Origin of the sequence: Rhodococcoides kyotonense (assembly GCF_001645385.1) — a bacterium.
Taxonomy (GTDB): Bacteria; Actinomycetota; Actinomycetes; order Mycobacteriales; family Mycobacteriaceae; genus Rhodococcoides; species Rhodococcoides kyotonensis_B.
In genome coordinates this window covers 59,124-76,214 of sequence record NZ_LVHI01000011.1, presented here as the reverse complement: position 1 = coordinate 76,214, position 17,091 = coordinate 59,124, and the positions used below count along the sequence as shown (strand labels likewise).

The window sequence follows — 17,091 nt, the reverse complement described above, 5'->3', positions numbered from 1 at the left end:
CTTCGGTCAAAGATCGGTGATGTCGATGTGACCCGGTCGAGCGCACACGAATTGGTGATCGCCGATCGGGGTCCACGCGGGGTTGTCGTCGAGCGGTTCGGACGCCACGGTGACGGAGTCGCCGGTGTCCAACACCGCGAGCGAGTGATACATGGTGGTGGCGTACAGGGTTCGGCCGTCGCCGAGAAGGAGATTGAGCCGAGGTTTCGGCGACGCGGCCTGAACCCGGGATGCCAACTCACGCAGGGCCTTCTCGGGTTCGTGGTCGCGCAGGAGGTGCCTCAGGATGACCCACAATGCGGCGGAATCCGTCGGAGCGGGCAGCGTCAACAGATCGAGCGTCGGGACCTCGGACGCGAGTTCGACCAGTACCTCGGGAAACCCGAACACGACCCCGTTGTGGCTGAAGGCCCAGGTGTCGTCGGTGAACGGCGCGCAGGCGCTGCGTTCGACCGGCATGCCGACCGTCGCGGACCGTACTGCGGCGACGACCGCCGTGGATTCGACGCCGGCCAGAACGTCGTCGACGGCAGGATCGGACCAGATCGGCATCGCATTGCGGTAGGAGGACACACCACCTCGACCCCACCACGCGGCACCGAAACCGTCGGCATTGATGGTTCCCCCGCCGCGCATGTCCTTCGGTGCGTAGGACTGCACACGCAGAGAATGGGAACCGGCCGTCAGTACGTCACCGACCCCACGGAGGGGCCCGAGATAGCCCAGATGCCTACACATCGACGACGTCTCGCGCACAGCGGATTCCGGAGAATATCTGCCTGCGAATCGGGTGGTCCCAGTTGCGGAACGTGCCGCGGCAGGCGACCTCGTCGGTGCCGAAGGAACCACCGCGCAGCACGCGATAGTCCCCACTCCAGAACACCTCGGAGTACTCCGCGTACGGGAACGCCTCGAATCCCGGATACGGCTCGAAGCTCGACGACGTCCACTCCCAGACGTCGCCGATCAGCTGCTGCACGCCCTGCGCCGACGCCCCTGCCGGGTAGGCGCCGACGTCGGCCGGCTCGAGATGTCGTTGACCGAGGTTGGCGTGCGCCTCGCTGGGTTCGGCGTCGCCCCACGGGTACTTGCGCACTGTCCCCGTCGTCGGGTCGAACCGCGCGGCCTTCTCCCACTCGGCCTCGGTGGGCAGACGCTTGCCTGCCCAGCGCGCATACGCCTCGGCCTCGAAGAAGCACACGTGCACGACGGGCTGATCCGGACGTACCTGCGCCGAGACACCGAACGCCCGACGCCACCACGCACCGCCCGAGTCGCGCTCCCAGAACTGCGGTGCCTGCAGCTTCTCGGCAGTCCGATGCGCCCAGCCGCGTTCGCTCCACAGTTCGGGCCGTTCGTAGCCGCCCGCATCGATGAACGCGGCGTACTGAGCGTTGGTGACAGGGGCGACGTCGATCGCGAACGACGGCACGTAAGTCGAATGTGCAGGCCGTTCGTTGTCGAGCGCCCACGGGTCGAGCGAGGTCCCCATCGTGAACTCCCCACCTGCGACGACGACCTCCCCCGACGCGGGCACACGGGCCGGCGGGGGCGGAGGCGCCGTCAGCACCGCAGGGCCGACGCGCAACTGATGCGTCGCCAACATCGTCTCGTCGTGCTGCTGTTCGTGCTGCGCGACCATGCCGAACGCGAACCCGTCGCGTTCGAGTCGACGGCCGTCCAGCGGGCTGGTGTCGAGCACGTCCCACACCTTGTCGCGCACCGTCGAGACGTACGCGCGCGCTTCGTCGGGCGTCAGAAGCGGTAGCGACGGCCGGCTCGACCTGGAGTGCTTGAACGCGTCGTACAGTTCGTCGATGTCGCGGCGCACCGGCTCACGGCCACCGACGTCGCGAACCAGCCAGAGCTCTTCCTGGTTGCCGATATGCGCGAGGTCCCACACCAGTGGGCTCATCAGCGGCGAATGCTGTGCGATCAGATCCGTCTCGTCGACGCACTGAGTGAGGGCTTCGCTGCGGGCCCGGCTGCGCGTCAGGACCTTCTCGACGGCACTTCTCAGCTGCTCGGTCTCGGTCATACCGGCTCCCTGTCGGTCGAACGTCTCGGAACGGTCGACGTCGGTGTTTCGCCGCGGCGACATCGCTCGGCGGTGAGCATGAGCATCTCGCCGTACTCGACGGAATGTTCGGCGGCGAGGCGCAGCACATCCTCGGCCCCGTGCCGGAATTCGGCGTCGGCGAGGCCGACCCGGGCTGCGTCCGTCCACCGGCCCGACGTCGGACCTGCAATCGAACAGGCCGCGTCGGTGACGGCCGGGCTGGACAACAACGCGTCGAACGCGGCGGCGGGAACGACCCACTGGTTGTCCGGCTGCGCGTCGAGATATCGGATCTCGAGATGCCCGCATGCCCGTACGTGCGGAAACAGCGTCGTGAGGTGGTAGTCCAGGTCGGCTTCGGTGGGACGGCGGCCGATCGGTGCTTCGTCGGCGATCCAGTCCGCGAACGACATTCCCTCCGGGGCCTCCCAGTTCTCGGTCTCCCCGCGAATACACAGCAACGGCACGTCGACGGCCCAGGCTGCGTAGTCGGTCATGGGGTCACCGGTGCTCGGGACGTCGGTGCGCGAGCCGTCCAATTCCAGCCACGTGCGCATGCGTTGCGACGCCCACCCGTCGTCCGGCGCGCCGTGCAGCTGCGGCGAACACGCGAAGGCCGCGACGAATGCAGGACCGATGGCCTCGAGCATCTGCCACCTGCGCGTGACGTCGGCGCGGTCCGCCCCGGCGTCGACGCTGATCTGCGTCGCGGCGGTGTTGCACATCATCAGTTTGCCGAACGGGCCGATGGTGGTGAAGCGGTTCTCCATCGCGCAGTAACGCGGCAGAACCAGAAGGCGCCTCGCGGCACGCTCGGTGTCCGCGGGAATCGACGAGAGGGCGACGCCGTGAGTGCGGAGCAGGTCCTCGACGTGGAGGGCGTCGGAATCGACTGCGTCCTGTAGTTCGCGCACCGAAGCGAACGGCGAGCTGGAAAGTTCTATCTGGCCGCCCGGTTCGATGGTGACGGCGCTTCCGCCCGGCAGAGGCGAGGCGGGTGAATCAGGTGAGATGCTGCGCGGCGCGAACTCTCCCAGAGCGGTCGCGAGATGGTCGAGAGACGGCCTGTCGCCGTCGGCAGTGTGCGTCAGAAATTCCAATTCGGCACCGATGAGCTGCGGTGGACCGAGTTTGAAACAGACACTTGCGACATATGCTTCTGCCGCTGGGCGCGAACTCAATTCGAGGGACTTCTCGTTGGACGACATGGGAGCCTCCTAGCTCTCGTCCCCACTACCCCGGGTGGTATCACCGAAAACGCGCGGGCCGTTGGCGCCCGAACGGCTTCCCGTGTGAAAGCCTGTCTTCGACACTAGCCACGAGTTCACCACAGCGCACCGACAAATACCGTCTCCGGAAGGCGCCGAGATGTTCGACCTGGACCGAATCCGTCGCGATACCCCTGCCGCGGAGACCACCGTGTTCCTCGACAGCGCAGGATCCTCGCTCCCACCGACACCGGTCGTCGAGACCGCCGTCGCGCATCTGCGTCGGGAAGCGGAGGTCGGCGGCTACCGGGCAGCGAACGAACGCATGTCCGATCTCGCGGGCGTCAAGAGTTCGATCGCGACGTTGATCGGAGCACACGCGTCGGACATTGCGTTGAGCGACAGCGCAACTCGCGCGTGGAGCGATTTCTTCTATTCGATCCCGCTGGCCGAGGGCGACCGCGTGCTGCTGTGCGAGGTCGAGTACGCGAGCAACGCGATCGCGGCGCTGCAGCGGGCCGAGGCTGTCGGAGCCGTCGTCGAGTTCGTGCCGAGCGATCCGAGCGGGCAGATCGACCTCGACGCGTTCGAGAAGATGCTCGACGATTCCGTCCGCGTCGTCTCGCTCGTGCATGCACCGACCAACGGTGGATTGGTCAATCCGGCGCGTGAGGTCGCCGAACTGGCTCACCGCCACGACGCGCTCGTACTGCTCGATGCGTGCCAGTCGATCGGCCAGATACGCGTCGACGTCGACGAACTCGGCGTCGACGCACTCAGCGCGACCGGTCGAAAGTGGTTGCGAGGACCGCGCGGCACCGGATTTCTGTACATGCGTCCCGAGTTGGCGACGACCCTCGAACCGCCCGCTCTCGACCTGCACAGCGCGCAGTGGACGGGCGAGAACGACTTCCGGCTCGCGCCCGACGTGACGCGCTTCGAGTTCTGGGAATGCGACGTCGCGGCCCGGCTGGCGTTGGGTACTGCCGTCGACTATCTGCTCGACATCGGCATCGACGACGTCCAGGAAGCCGTCGTCGAACGCGCCGAGTATCTGCGCGCGGCGCTGCGTGGTGTGGGCGGGGTGACCGTGCACGACCTCGGTGAGCGCAAGAGCGGCATCGTCTCGTTCACCGTCGACGGCAAGGCGCCGATCGACGTACGCGATGCCCTCGCTCAGCGAAACGTGACGGTCACCGTCAGCCATCGGCGTTCGACGCTCGTCGACATGACACAGCGTGGACTCGACGCCGTCGTCCGGGCGTCGCCGCACTACTTCGTCACCGTCGAGCAATTGGACGAGATGGTCGCGGCGCTTCGCGCCTCGTGAGCGCGAATGTACAGCGGGCTATATATTCGCGCGCACAGACGACGGAGGCGCCGATCACCGCCAACCACGTGATCGGCGCGTCGAACATCAGGAAGGCCCACACCATCGTCGTCGCGGGCGTCAGAAGCAGCAGACTGCTCGCGGTGGTCGCGCCGCGGCGTCGCACCACGAACAGGTAGACGCCGTACGCGCCGAACGTCGACAACACGACCAGCCACCCGACGGCCACCCAGAATCCCGACGTCATGGGAGGCGCCACGTCGTCGGTGACGACGTTCCACGCCATGAACAACGTCGCCGCGACTGCACCCTGAACGAACATCGCGAGGGGGATCGGATCGTTCGTCTGCATCCTGCGCTCGAGCACGGTGCCGACGGACAACGAGAGCATCCCGACGACCGGGAGCAGATACGCCGGCCACGCCGCGCTGCCGCCACCGAGGTCACCCGCGACGACGAGAATCACCCCGCCGAAGCCGACGGCCATCGCGACCGCACGCTCTCGCCCGAACCGCTCGCCGAGCAGACGCGTCGACAACGCGGCGACGACGAGGGGCTGCATCGCGGCGATCAGTGCGGACGTGCCGGCGGGGACCCCGGCCGCGACACCCGCGAAGATGCACGCGAGGTAGAGGAACTGACAGAAGAAGCCGAGCACCACCTGTCTGCGAACGCTCGTCCACGTCGGGCGCAGTCCCCTGAACCAGCACCACAGCCCCAGGATCACGACGGCGACCACGTAGCGCCAGCCCAACAGCGTGTTCGCCGACGTGTAGGCCGTCCCCAGTTCCGCGCCGATGAACCCGGAGCTCCACAGGATCACGAGAGAGATCGAGGCAACAACGTCCGTTCGAGTCATACCAGCGAGGTAACCATACAGGTCTGTATACTTGCAGTGGACCTGTGAAGGAGACCACATGACGAAGGCGCTCACGCCTGCCGGCGAACGCATCCTGACCGTCGCCAGCGCGCTGTTCTACGACCGCGGAATTCGTGCTGTCGGCGTCGACCTCATCGCCGACGAGGCAGGCACGACGAAGAAGACCCTTTACGACCGGTTCGGATCCAAGGACGGGCTGGTCATGCACTACCTGCAGCGGCGCTTCGAACGGTGGTGCGCTTTCGTCCTCGACTACCTGGAGCCACTGCCCGCGGGATCCGAGCGCATCCTCGGCGTCTACGACGCGTTGGCCGCGTGGATGCGCGACAACCACCGCGGATGCGGGTTCGTCAACGCGTTCGCCGAGTACGGCGGCACGGACCACCCGGCACTCGACGTCATCCGCTCGGAGAAGGAGTGGACGCGGGCACTGTTCGAGCGCTTGGCCACCGAAGCAGGCCTGGCGTCGCCCCACGAACTCTCGGTGCGACTGTCCCTGATCCACGAGGGTGCCGTCGTCATGAGCACCGCGGGAGCACGCGACGACGCCGTCCACGTGGCGCGCGATGTCGCGACGCGACTCGTGCACGAAAATATGTAGCCACTGAGCATTTTTCGTGCACGTGCGCCGCAGGCGCCCATGGTGTAAAGTACTCCGGGTTGTCTCGGCGAGGGTAGGTCCCCGACAGGAACTACCGTGATCGACGCGGCTCGGCCCCTGGGCCTTGCTCGTTCGTGTCTGCCCCGACGAAGCCAAGTCCACCCAGTGAATGCAGGAGCCGTTCTTCATGTCTGACACCAACAACCTCAAGGCGATCGTCCGCACCGAATTCGGCAAGGGCGCAGCTCGTCGCACGCGTCGCGACGGCCAGGTCCCCGCAGTTCTGTACGGACACGGCACCGACCCCCAGCACCTCGCGGTCGACTACCGCGCATTCGCCGCCATCCTGCGTAAGGACGGCACCAACGCCGTTCTGTCGCTCGACATCGACGGCAAGGATCAGCTGGCTCTGACCAAGTCGGTCGTCGTTCACCCGATCAAGCGCACCATCGAGCACGCCGACCTCCTCGTCCTGAAGAAGGGCGAGCGCGTCACCGTCGAGGTCAACATCGTCGTCGAGGGCGATGCAGCTCCGGGCGCACTCGTCACCACCGACACCGCAGCCGTCGAGATCGAGGCAGACGCGCTGTCCATCCCCGAGTCCCTCGAGGTCTCGGTCGAGGGCGCCGAGATCGGCACCCAGATCACCGCAGCCGACCTGACGCTGCCGTCCGGCGTCACCCTGGTGTCCGACCCGGAGACGCTGCTCGTCAACGTCGTCGAGGCTCCGTCCGAAGCTGCACTCGAGGCAGAGGCCGAAGGCGACGAGGCTCCGACCGGCGACGTCGTCGACGAAGAAGGGGCATCCGAGGAAAGCTCCGACGAGAGCTGATCTCACCTGCTCGAAACGCGCCGCTCCCCATGGTCGGGAGCGGCGCGTTTTTCGTTTCGCCGCTCGATGAGAAAGTATGAACACCGTGAACGACACCGCGCTGATCGTCGGCCTCGGCAATCCGGGCCCGCAGTACGAGACAACTCGCCACAACGTGGGCTTCATGGTCGCGGACGTACTCGCGGCACGCATCGGCGCGAAGTTCTCGTCGCACAAGAAGTCGAATTCCGATGTCGTGCAAGCACGTTCGAACGATCGTCCCGTCGTCGTCGCGAAGCCTCGGACGTTCATGAACCTGTCCGGCCAACCCGTCGCGGCGCTGGCGCGCTTCTTCTCCGTCGAACCGGCGAACATCATCGTGATTCACGACGAGCTGGACATCGACTTCGGCACCATTCGACTCAAGGTCGGCGGCGGCGAGGGCGGCCACAACGGATTGCGGTCGATCTCGCAGCACCTGTCGACGAAGGACTACCAGCGCGTGCGCGTCGGCGTCGGCCGCCCGCCTGGCCGGATGGATCCGGCCTCCTACGTTCTCAAACCGTTCTCGGCCGCGGAACGCAAGGACCTCGGCGTCATCTGCGAGGAAGCCGCCGACGCGGCCGAACTGATCCTGCGCGTCGGACTGGAGGCCGCGCAGAATCAACTGCACATGCGCTGACGCGCTCGTGCGTGCGAATGTGTAGCCCTCTATACATTCGCACGCACGACTAGCCCAGCAACGCAGCCGAATTCGCGCGACGCAGCTTGCCCGACGACGTCTTCGGAATCGAACCCGGCCCGAGCACGGCGACGGTACGCGGGCGCACTCCGACCTCCGAGTACACCGCGTGCACGAGTTCGCGTTCGATGCGCTTGACCTCGTCGGGATTCTGATAGTCGTTCGTTTCGACTGCGACGGCGAAGCTTTCGCGCTTCTCCCCCGCGTCGAGCCGGATCGCGACGGCGTTACCCGGCCGCACTCCCTCGACCGACGCGGCGGCTCGCTCGATGTCGGTCGGATAGATGTTGCGGCCGCCCATGATGATGACGTCCTTGATGCGACCGCACACCACGACGAGTCCTTCTTCGGTGAAGTAGCCGACGTCGCCGGTATCGAGCCACCCGTCGGAATCCTGGGTGGGCACCGGACCGTCGACGGTGATGTACCCCGGCGTGACGGCCTTGCCGCGGACCTCGATGATGCCGACACCGCGCGGGGTGAGAACCTGCCCCTCCTTGTCGACGACGCGTCCCTCGAGCCCTGGAACCATCTTGCCGAGCGTCGCGAGCCGTCGGACGTTGCCCTTCGTCGCGGGAACGGCACGGCCCATGGCTTCGAGCAGGTCCGCGTCGACGACGTCGAGAACCTGCCCCTGCCCCGGATCCGGAATGGACACTGCCAGCGTCGTTTCCGCCATTCCGTACACCGGAGCAAGGGCATGTGGATCGAGCCCGTACGGCGCACCGGCCTCCGCCAACGCGATCATGGTGTCGGGGTCGACCGGCTCGGCACCGTTCCACGCGTACCGCAGCGTGCTGAGGTCGAGATCCATACCGTCCTCGGCCTGACGAAGCCGGCGAGCCAACAGCGAGTACGCGAAATTCGGTGCGGCCGTGACGGTCCCGCGATACTTGTGAATCAGCTTGGCCCACAACAGAGGTGAACGCAGAAAGTCGAGTGGCGTCACGCTGACGACCTCGGCACCGACCTGCATCGGCACGGTCAGGAACCCGACCATCCCCATGTCGTGGAACAGCGGGAGCCAGCTGATCATGACGTCGGAGTCGACGTCGAACTTGATGCGATCGATCATCGCGTAGGCGTTGACGTAGAAGTTCTCGTGCGTGATCCGCACGGCCTTCGGCGACCCGGTGGATCCGGAGGTCAACTGCTGCAACGCGATATCGGACTCGTCGGTCGGAATCGGGTCGACGTCGCGACCGCCCCGCATGTCCTCGATCTTCAGCACCGTGATGCCGCGCTCCTCGAGCACCGGCGCGGCGATGTCGAACGGGGCACCGAGGATCACCGCTTTGGCCTCGATCATGGTCACGACCGTCTCGGTGTCCTCACCCCACACCGCCAGATCGGTGCGCGGCGTCGGCTGATGCAGCATGGTGACCGAACCACCGCGCATCCACGCCGCCTGACACGCAGGGGCGATGTCGACGGGTTGACCGGCGAGAATGCCGATGGCGTCACCGTGGCCGATGCCCGCGTCGGCAAGCGCTCCCGCCATCTTGCGCGCCACCCGATGGATCTCGCCCCACGACTGTCGGAGAGCCTCGTCGGGTTCACCCGTGACGAGCCCGCGGGGACTGCTCGCCGCCGTGGCGAACATTTCTTCCGTGAACTTACTCATGGGCGTCTCCTCGCTCGTCCAGCGTCGCGCTTACGGGTATTCCATCGAAGCTCCGTGCGGGAACCGTTACCGCTCCTGGCTCCGAGTACCCTGGTACCGGCAACAAACCCCACTCCACCCAAAAGAGGTTCGCTTGAGTACGCCCGATTCGGTAGACGTCGGCACTACCCCCACCGAGTCGGCACCGAGCCAGCCGAAGAACGCGCACAAGGAACTCGCGTCCGAAGTCGCCCGTCGTCGCACCTTCGCCGTCATCTCGCACCCGGACGCCGGTAAGTCGACGCTCACCGAAGCGCTCGCACTGCACGCCCGTGTGATCTCCGAGGCCGGTGCCATTCACGGCAAGGCCGGTCGTCGTTCGACGGTGTCCGACTGGATGGAGATGGAGAAGGCCCGCGGTATCTCCGTCAGTTCCACGGCGCTGCAGTTCAACTATCAGGTCGATCCGACCGTGGACGACACCAACGTCATCAACCTCGTCGACACCCCTGGTCACGCCGACTTCTCCGAGGACACCTACCGCGTGCTGACGGCCGTCGACGCGGCCGTCATGCTCATCGACGCCGCGAAGGGCCTCGAACCGCAGACCCTCAAGCTGTTCCAGGTCTGCCGCCAGTTCGGTATCCCGGTCATCACCGTGATCAACAAGTGGGACCGCCCCGGCCAGTCGCCGTTGGAACTGCTCGACGAGATCGAGCAGCGCATCGGCCTGACGCCCACGCCGCTGTACTGGCCCGTCGGTATCGCGGGCGACTTCCGCGGGCTTCTCGACGTCCGGGCAGGCAACTACATTCGCTTCACGCGCACGGCAGGTGGCGCGACCATCGCCCCCGAGGAACTGCTCGACGCCGACGCCGCCCTCGCCCGTGAGGGCTCGGAGTGGGAGACCGCGCTCGAGGAGAGCGAGCTGCTCGTCTCGAGCGGACAGGCTCACGATCAGGAATTGTTCCTCGCCGGCCAGACGTCACCGGTCATCTTTGGCTCCGCGATGCTGAACTTCGGTGTCCGCCAGATCCTCGACACGTTGGTCGCCCTCGCACCCGCGCCCGGCGCCCGCGAGGACATCAAGGGCGGCACGCGCGAGGTCACCGACCCGTTCAGCGCCGTCGTCTTCAAGGTGCAGGCGGGCATGGACACCGCACACCGCGACCGTCTCGCGTTCATGCGCGTCGTCTCCGGCGTGTTCGAACGCGGCATGGTCGTCACCCACGCACAGACCGGGAAGCCGTTCACCACCAAGTACGCGCTGACGGTGTTCGGCCGCGAACGCTCCACCGTCGAGAACGCCTACCCGGGCGACGTCGTCGGCCTCGTCAACGCGACCGCTCTGGCGCCCGGGCACACGCTGTTCACCGACAAGAAGGTCGAGTACCCGCCGATCCCGTCTTTCGCGCCCGAGCACTTCGCGGCCCTGCGCGTCGACAGCGCGGACAAGTACAAGAAGTTCCGACGTGCCGTCGAGCAGATGGACTCGGAAGGCGTCGTACAGGTGTTGCGCAACGACATTCGCGGCGACGCCTCCCCCGTGCTCGCTGCCGTCGGCCCGATGCAGTTCGAGGTCGTCACGGCCCGCATGAAGACCGAATTCGGCGTCGACGCCCGACTCGAGCCGCTCGGATACTCCGTCGCGCGCCGCACCGACGCCGAGTCGGCCACCGAGTTGGGCCGTCAGCGCGGCGTCGAGGTCTTCACGCGCACCGACGGGGCGTTGCTCGCGCTCGTCAGCGACAAGTGGCGTCTGCAGTATCTCGAGAAGGAAATGCCGGAACTGACGCTAGAGCCACTGGTCGCCGCAGGCGAATAGTGCTCATCCAGCTGCTCGACGCGCAGGTATCCATCGCGGGTCATGCAATTCTCTGGCGGGAAATCATCGGAAACGGGTTCGGGTTGGCGTCAGCGATCGGCGGGATGCGACGCGTCGTCTGGGCGTGGCCGGTGGGCATCGTCGGCAATGCCCTGCTGTTCACGGTGTTTCTCGGCGGCGTGTTCCACACTCCGCAGGCACTCGACCTGTACGGCCAGGCCGGCAGGCAGCTGCTGTTCATCACGGTCAGCGTCTACGGCTGGTGGCGCTGGGCGCGAACCGCACGAACCCACGCGCGGCCGGTGATACCCCACTGGGCGTCGACGCGGGAACGCGTGGCGATGATCGCCGTCATGGTGGTGGGTACCGTCGGCTTCGCGCAACTCTTCGACTACCTCGGCTCCTACGGAAAGTGGGCCGACGCCTGGATCTTCACCGGCTCGCTGCTGGCCACGTTCGGGATGGCGCGTGGGGTCACCGAGTTCTGGCTGATCTGGATCGCCGTCGACGCCGTGGGCGTTCCGCTCCTGTTCAGCGCCGGTTTCTACCCGTCGGCTGTGCTGTATCTCGTGTACGCCGCATTCGTTCTGTGGGGCTTCACAGCATGGTTTCGCATTCAGAATCGGAAAGAACGCGAGAAGATCACCCCTTAAACAGACGAAGTGTTATTCTTCCGAGGTCCGAACGGGCTTCGAGTTTGTTTAGAGCTCGAAGCCGAAGGGTTCATGCCGACGACTCGGGGTTGAAGATGACACAGGGATCCAGCTATCCGCTGGCGGGTATCAAGATCGGCCAAGCGCCGGCTCACCGGTTGACCACGCCCACTCCCACACTGGCTCCGGGAGTCTCCGCGGCCAAGTCCGACACTCCGGAATCGGTGGATCGCACGAGCACTTCGGCGCCCGCAGAAGCATCGCTCGACAAGGTGAAGCCCCAGGCGTCGGAGTCGAGTTCCCGCACGTCCGACGCGAAGAAGCATGTCGACACCACCAAGACCGAGCAGCCATCCCAGGAATCGAACGAGGTTGAAGTGACCAGTAGCGAGCAGATCTCCGAGCACGGCCTGCCCACCAACGGCCGGTCGAACACGCATGCATCGAACAGCACGAGCTCCTCGTCGAGCATCGGCCGCAGCGGTGCACCCGACCGTCGCACCGCCATGGGCGTCGCATCGGTCCGTATCGCCGGACGCTTGACGCAGAACGAGTTGGGCAGCCGCACCGGCGACATCCGCACTCCCGACACCTCCGTCGGCCCCGACGAGCTGCTGCAGCTCCTCGGTGAGTACCTCGTCTCCGGCGGACTTCAGAACCCGGAAATCCACGTCCGCTCCAACGGCCAGACCATCGTGCTGGATCTGCTCAACCCCGCCAAGGGATATCGCTGACCCTCCCCCTGAACGGGTGTGGACCTTCCGTCCGAGGGGGCCGGAAGGTCCACACCCGCGTGGAAGCTACTCCCTGCGTTCGAGCCGCGTCGGCTTGGCGGACGCGGGAATGTCGCCCGCCGGGCACGGCCGCTCCTCGGCCGTGAACCACCCGCGGTAGAGGAACAGCCGACCCATCACCGGTGACGTCACCTCGATCTGGATGCGGTGTCGCTGCTCGTGTTCGTCCCACCATTCGCGACCGATGGTCGTCGCCGACGCGAGGTGTGGAGTGGGCACGCCCAGCACTTTCGGGGCGCCGCTCTCCAGAACCAGGCCACCGTCGTCGTCGACGCTGCACGTCGTGCGCACGATCATGTCCGAGTGAAATCCCAGGTAGTCCAAAGCATGACCAGGACTCGTGGATACGGTCGGCGTCACCATCACCGAATTCATCCCCTGTGGCGAACCGGCGAACGAGAAGCGACGCACGAACGAGAGGGTGTCACGCCCGAGCTCGTCCACGTAGGCGTAGTTGACGATCGTGAACGGAACGTCGCGGGCCTTGCCTCCGGGGAACAGACCCCGTCGCGCCCCCAGCCACAACATCGGAGGCGGAATCAGCGCCGAGTGCGTCATCTCCTCCATGACGCCGACCCCGACCTGGCAACGCTCGTCGGACGCCGACAAACCGAAGCGCCACTGCACCTTCGGGTGAAGTTCGTCGAAGGCATCTCCCAGGGCGGTCCGGACGACCGACGTCGTTGCTCGGGCCGTCGCGGCCGGTGTGTGCGATTCGCCAGATCCCATCTTCACACCGTACGCAACGATGCGACCACGCACGTCAGTCGAGTTCGGCGGCGAGCTCCATCCATCGCTCCTCGGCGACGTCCTTGTCGGCGACGACTTTCTTCAGTTCCGTGTCCAGCTCGACGAGCTTGCCCGGATCCGTCGCGGCCGCAGCGAGTTCGGCGTGCAGCGCCACTTCCCGATCGGACAGCCGTACGACGAGCTTTTCCAGCTTGCTCAGTTCCTTGCGCGCCGCGCGTTCCGATGCCGCGTCGCGCACGGCCTTCTTCGCCGGGCCACCGGTCGTCAGGGAATCCGGGGCCGCGTCCGCCGCCAGCACCGCGCGCCTGCGCAGGTACTCCTCGATGCCGCCCGGAAGGTTGGTCAGCTTGCCGTCGCCGAACAGTGCCCACGTCGAGTCACAGATGCGCTCGATCAGGTACCGGTCGTGACTGATGACGACGAGCGTGCCTGCCCAGCCGTCGAGCAGATCTTCGAGCTGCTGCAGCGTGTCGATGTCGAGGTCGTTGGTCGGCTCGTCGAGCAGCAGCACGTTGGGCTCGGCCATCAGCACACGGGTGAGCTGCAGGCGGCGTCGTTCTCCACCGGACAGATCGCCGACAGGAGTGCGCTGACGCGCAGGCGTGAACCCCAGCCGCTCCGCGAGCTGGCCTGCCGAAATTTCCTTGTCGCCCAGCGTGATTCGCTCGGCGACCTCCTTGACGGCTTCGAGTACCCGCAGGGTCTTCGGCAGGTCGTCCAATTCCTGCTTCAGCCAGCCGATCTTGACGGTCTGGCCCTGAATTCGCTTGCCCGCCGCCGGTTCCAGTTCGCCGGCCAGCGTGCGCAGCAGAGTAGTCTTGCCCGAGCCGTTGACGCCGACGAGGCCGACGCGTTCTCCCGGCGCGAGACGCCACGTGAAGTCCCGCACCAGGACCCGGCCGTCGGGCGTCTCCAGACGCGCATCCTCGAGTTCGATGACGACACGCCCCAGCCTGCGGGTCGCGAACGACGCCAGCGCCACGGAGTCACGGGGCGCGGGGACGTCGGCGATCAGCGCCTCGGCGGCTTCGATGCGGTACTTCGGCTTCGACGTTCGAGCGGGCGCACCGCGGCGCAGCCATGCGAGTTCCTTGCGCGCCAGGTTGCGTCGACGTTCCTCCGACGCGTCGGCCTGACGAGCGCGTTCGGCCCGCGCGAAGATCCAGTCGTTGTAGCCACCCTCGTACGCTTCGACGCGGCCGCCGACGACCTCCCACGTCCGCGTCGCGACGGTGTCGAGGAACCAGCGGTCGTGCGTGACGACGACGAGTGCACTGCGTCGCGAAACCAAGTGCGCCGCAAGCCATTGCACACCTTCGACGTCGAGGTGGTTGGTGGGCTCGTCGAGTACGAGAAGGTCGAGATCCTGTACGAGAGCCGCCGCCAGTGCGACGCGTCGGCGCTCGCCTCCGGACAGGTTGTCGATCGACGCGTCGAGACCCGAACTGCCCTCGGGACCGAGATCGGCGATTCCGATGCCCGTCAATATGTTTCGGACGCGCGCGTCACCGGCCCACTCGTGTTCTGCCATGCCGAGCGGATCCAGAACCACCTGTCCGACGGTCGACCCGGGCGGCAGGACACCGCGCTGCGTGACGACGGCCATCCGCAGTCCCCCGACGCGGCTGACGCGTCCCGAGTCCGGCGGTTCGAGCCCGGCGAGCACCTCGAGCGTCGTCGTCTTCCCACCACCGTTGAGGCCGACCATTCCGATGCGTTCGCCCTCCTGCACGCCGAGGGAGACACCGTCGAGAAGTGGCTTGACGCCGAAGGACTTCGAGACGTTTTCGAGGTTGACGAGATTGACCATCAGGAAAAACCAATCGATTCACTAGTAACGACACGAGCGCCGGGAACCGGACCGCTCGCAACACGCACGGTGCGGCACACGCCTGCACCGGACAGTTCGGCACCGACCGCGACGGCAGTGTCGGAGTCGGCACACAGGAACGCACACGTCGGGCCCGAACCCGACACGATGCCCGCCAACGCGCCTGCCGTGACGCCCGCGCGCAAGGTACGACGCAATTGCGGGAGCAACGACACCGCGGCGGCTTGCAGATCGTTGCCGAGCAACGGCGCCAACGCCGTCGCATCCCCGGATGCGAGGGCATGCATCAGCTCTTCGGGTTCACCGATGCGCGGCGGTGAACCCTTCTCGCGCAGTTCGTCCAGTTCGCGGAACACGGCGGGAGTCTGCAAGCCGCCCTTGGCGAGCGCGAGCACCCAGTGGAACGTGTTGCGCGACAACACGGGAAGCAGTTTCTCACCGCGTCCGGTTCCGACGGCGGTGCCGCCGTGCAGAACGAACGGCACGTCGCTGCCGAGCTGGGCGGCCAGGTCGGTCAGTTCCTCACGCGACAGATCGAGCTCCCACAGCGCGTTCAATGCGACCAACGTCGCCGCCGCGTCGGTGCTGCCACCCGCCATGCCACCGGCGACGGGGATGCCCTTGTCGATGGTGATGTCGACGAGCGGCTCGCGGCCGACCGCGTCGGCAAGCAGGACCGCGGCCTTCCACACGAGGTTGCGCTCGTCGGTCGGAACGGACGACGCGTTCTCGCCCCGCACGGACACCCTCAGAGCTTTCGCGGGCACCACCGAGACCTCGTCGGACAGCGACAGCGCCTGGAACACCGTCGTCAGCTCGTGATAGCCGTCGGCGCGCTGGTCACCGACCGACAGGTGGAGGTTGACCTTCGACGGCGCCCGAACGACGACGGGGCTGGGAACGACTGAGAGCACGAGAGTCAACAGTAGTGGAGAAATGCGACGACGCTCCTCCTGCCCGCTCATCGAGGACGGCATTCGTCCGCGATCGGTGCCATCATCTGAGCTATGCGGGAAACATCGGCACGACTGCTCAGATTGTTGTCGCTGCTCCAGACGCGTCGCGACTGGGCGGGCGCGGACCTCGCCGAGCGCCTGAACGTCACGCCGCGGACCGTGCGCCGCGACGTCGACAAGCTCCGCGAGATCGGCTACCCGGTCAACGCCACCTCGGGCGTCGGCGGCGGATATCAGCTGGGTGCAGGCGCCGAGATGCCCCCGCTGCTTCTCGACGACGACGAAGCGCTCGCCGTCGCGTTCGGCCTGCAGAGCGCGGCCGGCGGCTCGGTCGCGGGCATCGGAGAGGCCTCGCTGCGGGCGCTGACCAAGTTGCGCCAGGTGATGCCGTCGCGCATCCAACATCGACTCGACGCGTTGCGGATCGACGTCGTCGAGCGGCCCGCGCGCTCGGCCGTCGACGCGTCGGTTCTCGCGACCGTGGCGGGCGTCTGTCACAACCGTGAACGCCTGCGCTTCGACTACCGCAGGCACGACGGCACCGAAGCAAGGCGCGAGGTCGAGCCGTACAGCCTCGTGCGTGCCGGTGCCCGCTGGTATCTGCTCGGGTGGGACATCATGCGCGACGATTGGCGGTCCTTCCGCGTCGACCGCATGGACCCGAAGATCCCGACGGGTCCGCGGTTCACGCGTCGCGAACTTCCCGACGGCGGTGCCGCGGCGTTCGTCGCGAAAGGAATCGACCACGCGTACACGCAGGTGAAAGCGCGAATCTTGTTGCACGCGGCCATCGAGACGATCGCGCCGATGGTCGACGAGTACTGGGGCACACTGGAATCCGGCACCGACGACACGTGCACGATCGTGTTGACGGGCGATTCGCTGCAGTCGATCGCGCGGTGGCTGTACGCCTTCGACACCGATTTCACCGTCGTCGAACCCGCCGAACTGCGCGACGAGTGCCTGAAGGTCGCCGAGTGGCACAGTAGGGTGAGTGAGCGGTACCGCGCGAGCACCGCTTCCCCCGTCGGCATCGATGGTCCGTAGC

At 66.5% G+C, this 17,091-nt stretch carries 16 protein-coding genes; 8 read left to right on the top strand and 8 right to left on the bottom strand.

The features are described from left to right. Nucleotides 1-6: 6 nt before the first annotated feature. From egtC to egtA, 3 genes are read right to left on the bottom strand one after another with little or no spacing between them, the layout of a single operon-like run. Complete coding sequence (gene egtC / locus A3K89_RS08030; RefSeq protein ID WP_068424042.1) at nt 7-738, bottom strand: ergothioneine biosynthesis protein EgtC; 732 nt, start codon at nt 736-738, stop codon at nt 7-9. After that, a complete protein-coding gene (gene egtB, locus A3K89_RS08025; RefSeq protein ID WP_167674255.1) occupies nt 731-2,038 on the bottom strand; it encodes an ergothioneine biosynthesis protein EgtB in 1,308 nt (435 codons plus the stop codon). The genes egtC and egtB overlap by 8 nt, the downstream gene beginning before the upstream one ends. Next, the gene (egtA, locus tag A3K89_RS08020; protein ID WP_068423976.1) at nt 2,035-3,267 is read right to left on the bottom strand and encodes an ergothioneine biosynthesis glutamate--cysteine ligase EgtA; all 1,233 of its coding nucleotides are present in this window, start codon (nt 3,265-3,267) and stop codon (nt 2,035-2,037) included. Before egtA ends, egtB begins: the two co-directional genes overlap by 4 nt. Nucleotides 3,268-3,427: 160 nt before the next feature. On the opposite strand from egtA, the gene A3K89_RS08015 reads away from it, so the two are divergent. After that, nucleotides 3,428-4,597, top strand: coding sequence for an aminotransferase class V-fold PLP-dependent enzyme (locus tag A3K89_RS08015; RefSeq protein WP_068423974.1), 1,170 nt, complete (start codon nt 3,428-3,430; stop codon nt 4,595-4,597). Here A3K89_RS08015 and A3K89_RS08010 read toward each other — a convergent pair. After that, entirely contained in the window at nt 4,548-5,456 is a 909-nt protein-coding gene (locus A3K89_RS08010) for a DMT family transporter (protein ID WP_084423661.1), read from the bottom strand. The two genes, A3K89_RS08015 and A3K89_RS08010, sit on opposite strands and share 50 nt — an antisense overlap. 58 nt (nt 5,457-5,514) lie before the next feature. Between A3K89_RS08010 and A3K89_RS08005 the strand changes: the two genes are divergently transcribed. The 3 genes from A3K89_RS08005 to pth all read left to right on the top strand — a co-directional run bounded on the left by A3K89_RS08005 (nt 5,515) and on the right by pth (nt 7,571). Next, nucleotides 5,515-6,078 carry a TetR/AcrR family transcriptional regulator gene (locus A3K89_RS08005; protein ID WP_068423969.1) on the top strand — a complete coding sequence of 188 codons (564 nt, stop codon included), beginning with the start codon at nt 5,515-5,517 and terminating at the stop codon, nt 6,076-6,078. 187 nt (nt 6,079-6,265) lie between these two features. Further along, nucleotides 6,266-6,910, top strand: coding sequence for a 50S ribosomal protein L25/general stress protein Ctc (locus tag A3K89_RS08000; protein ID WP_174551389.1), 645 nt, complete (start codon nt 6,266-6,268; stop codon nt 6,908-6,910). 76 nt (nt 6,911-6,986) lie between these two features. Further along, the gene (gene pth / locus A3K89_RS07995) at nt 6,987-7,571 is read left to right on the top strand and encodes an aminoacyl-tRNA hydrolase (RefSeq protein ID WP_068423965.1); all 585 of its coding nucleotides are present in this window, start codon (nt 6,987-6,989) and stop codon (nt 7,569-7,571) included. Between the two features lie 49 nt (nt 7,572-7,620). On the opposite strand, the gene A3K89_RS07990 is transcribed toward pth, so the two are convergent. Beyond that, the gene (locus A3K89_RS07990; protein ID WP_068423963.1) at nt 7,621-9,255 is read right to left on the bottom strand and encodes a fatty acyl-AMP ligase; all 1,635 of its coding nucleotides are present in this window, start codon (nt 9,253-9,255) and stop codon (nt 7,621-7,623) included. Between the two features lie 133 nt (nt 9,256-9,388). Between A3K89_RS07990 and A3K89_RS07985 the strand changes: the two genes are divergently transcribed. The 3 genes from A3K89_RS07985 (at nt 9,389) to A3K89_RS07975 (ending at nt 12,446) form a co-directional block, all read left to right on the top strand. Next, nucleotides 9,389-11,059, top strand: a complete 1,671-nt coding sequence (locus A3K89_RS07985) for a peptide chain release factor 3 (RefSeq protein WP_068423961.1) — start codon at nt 9,389-9,391, stop codon at nt 11,057-11,059. After that, a complete protein-coding gene (pnuC, locus tag A3K89_RS07980; protein WP_068423959.1) occupies nt 11,059-11,712 on the top strand; it encodes a nicotinamide riboside transporter PnuC in 654 nt (217 codons plus the stop codon). Before A3K89_RS07985 ends, pnuC begins: the two co-directional genes overlap by 1 nt. Nucleotides 11,713-11,807: 95 nt before the next feature. After that, a complete protein-coding gene (locus A3K89_RS07975; RefSeq protein ID WP_068424040.1) occupies nt 11,808-12,446 on the top strand; it encodes a hypothetical protein in 639 nt (212 codons plus the stop codon). A gap of 66 nt (nt 12,447-12,512) precedes the next feature. Here the strand turns inward: A3K89_RS07975 and A3K89_RS07970 are convergent, their stop codons facing one another. From A3K89_RS07970 to A3K89_RS07960, 3 genes are read right to left on the bottom strand one after another with little or no spacing between them, the layout of a single operon-like run. Beyond that, a complete protein-coding gene (locus tag A3K89_RS07970) occupies nt 12,513-13,235 on the bottom strand; it encodes a DUF4166 domain-containing protein (RefSeq protein WP_068424038.1) in 723 nt (240 codons plus the stop codon). Between the two features lie 34 nt (nt 13,236-13,269). After that, entirely contained in the window at nt 13,270-15,066 is a 1,797-nt protein-coding gene (locus A3K89_RS07965) for an ABC-F family ATP-binding cassette domain-containing protein (RefSeq protein WP_068423957.1), read from the bottom strand. After that, entirely contained in the window at nt 15,066-16,001 is a 936-nt protein-coding gene (locus tag A3K89_RS07960) for a 4-(cytidine 5'-diphospho)-2-C-methyl-D-erythritol kinase (RefSeq protein WP_068424037.1), read from the bottom strand. Before A3K89_RS07960 ends, A3K89_RS07965 begins: the two co-directional genes overlap by 1 nt. Nucleotides 16,002-16,094: 93 nt before the next feature. Between A3K89_RS07960 and A3K89_RS07955 the strand changes: the two genes are divergently transcribed. Then, on the top strand, nt 16,095-17,090 hold the full coding sequence (locus tag A3K89_RS07955) for a helix-turn-helix transcriptional regulator (RefSeq protein ID WP_068423955.1): 996 nt from the start codon (nt 16,095-16,097) through the stop codon (nt 17,088-17,090). Nucleotide 17,091: the final 1 nt, after the last annotated feature.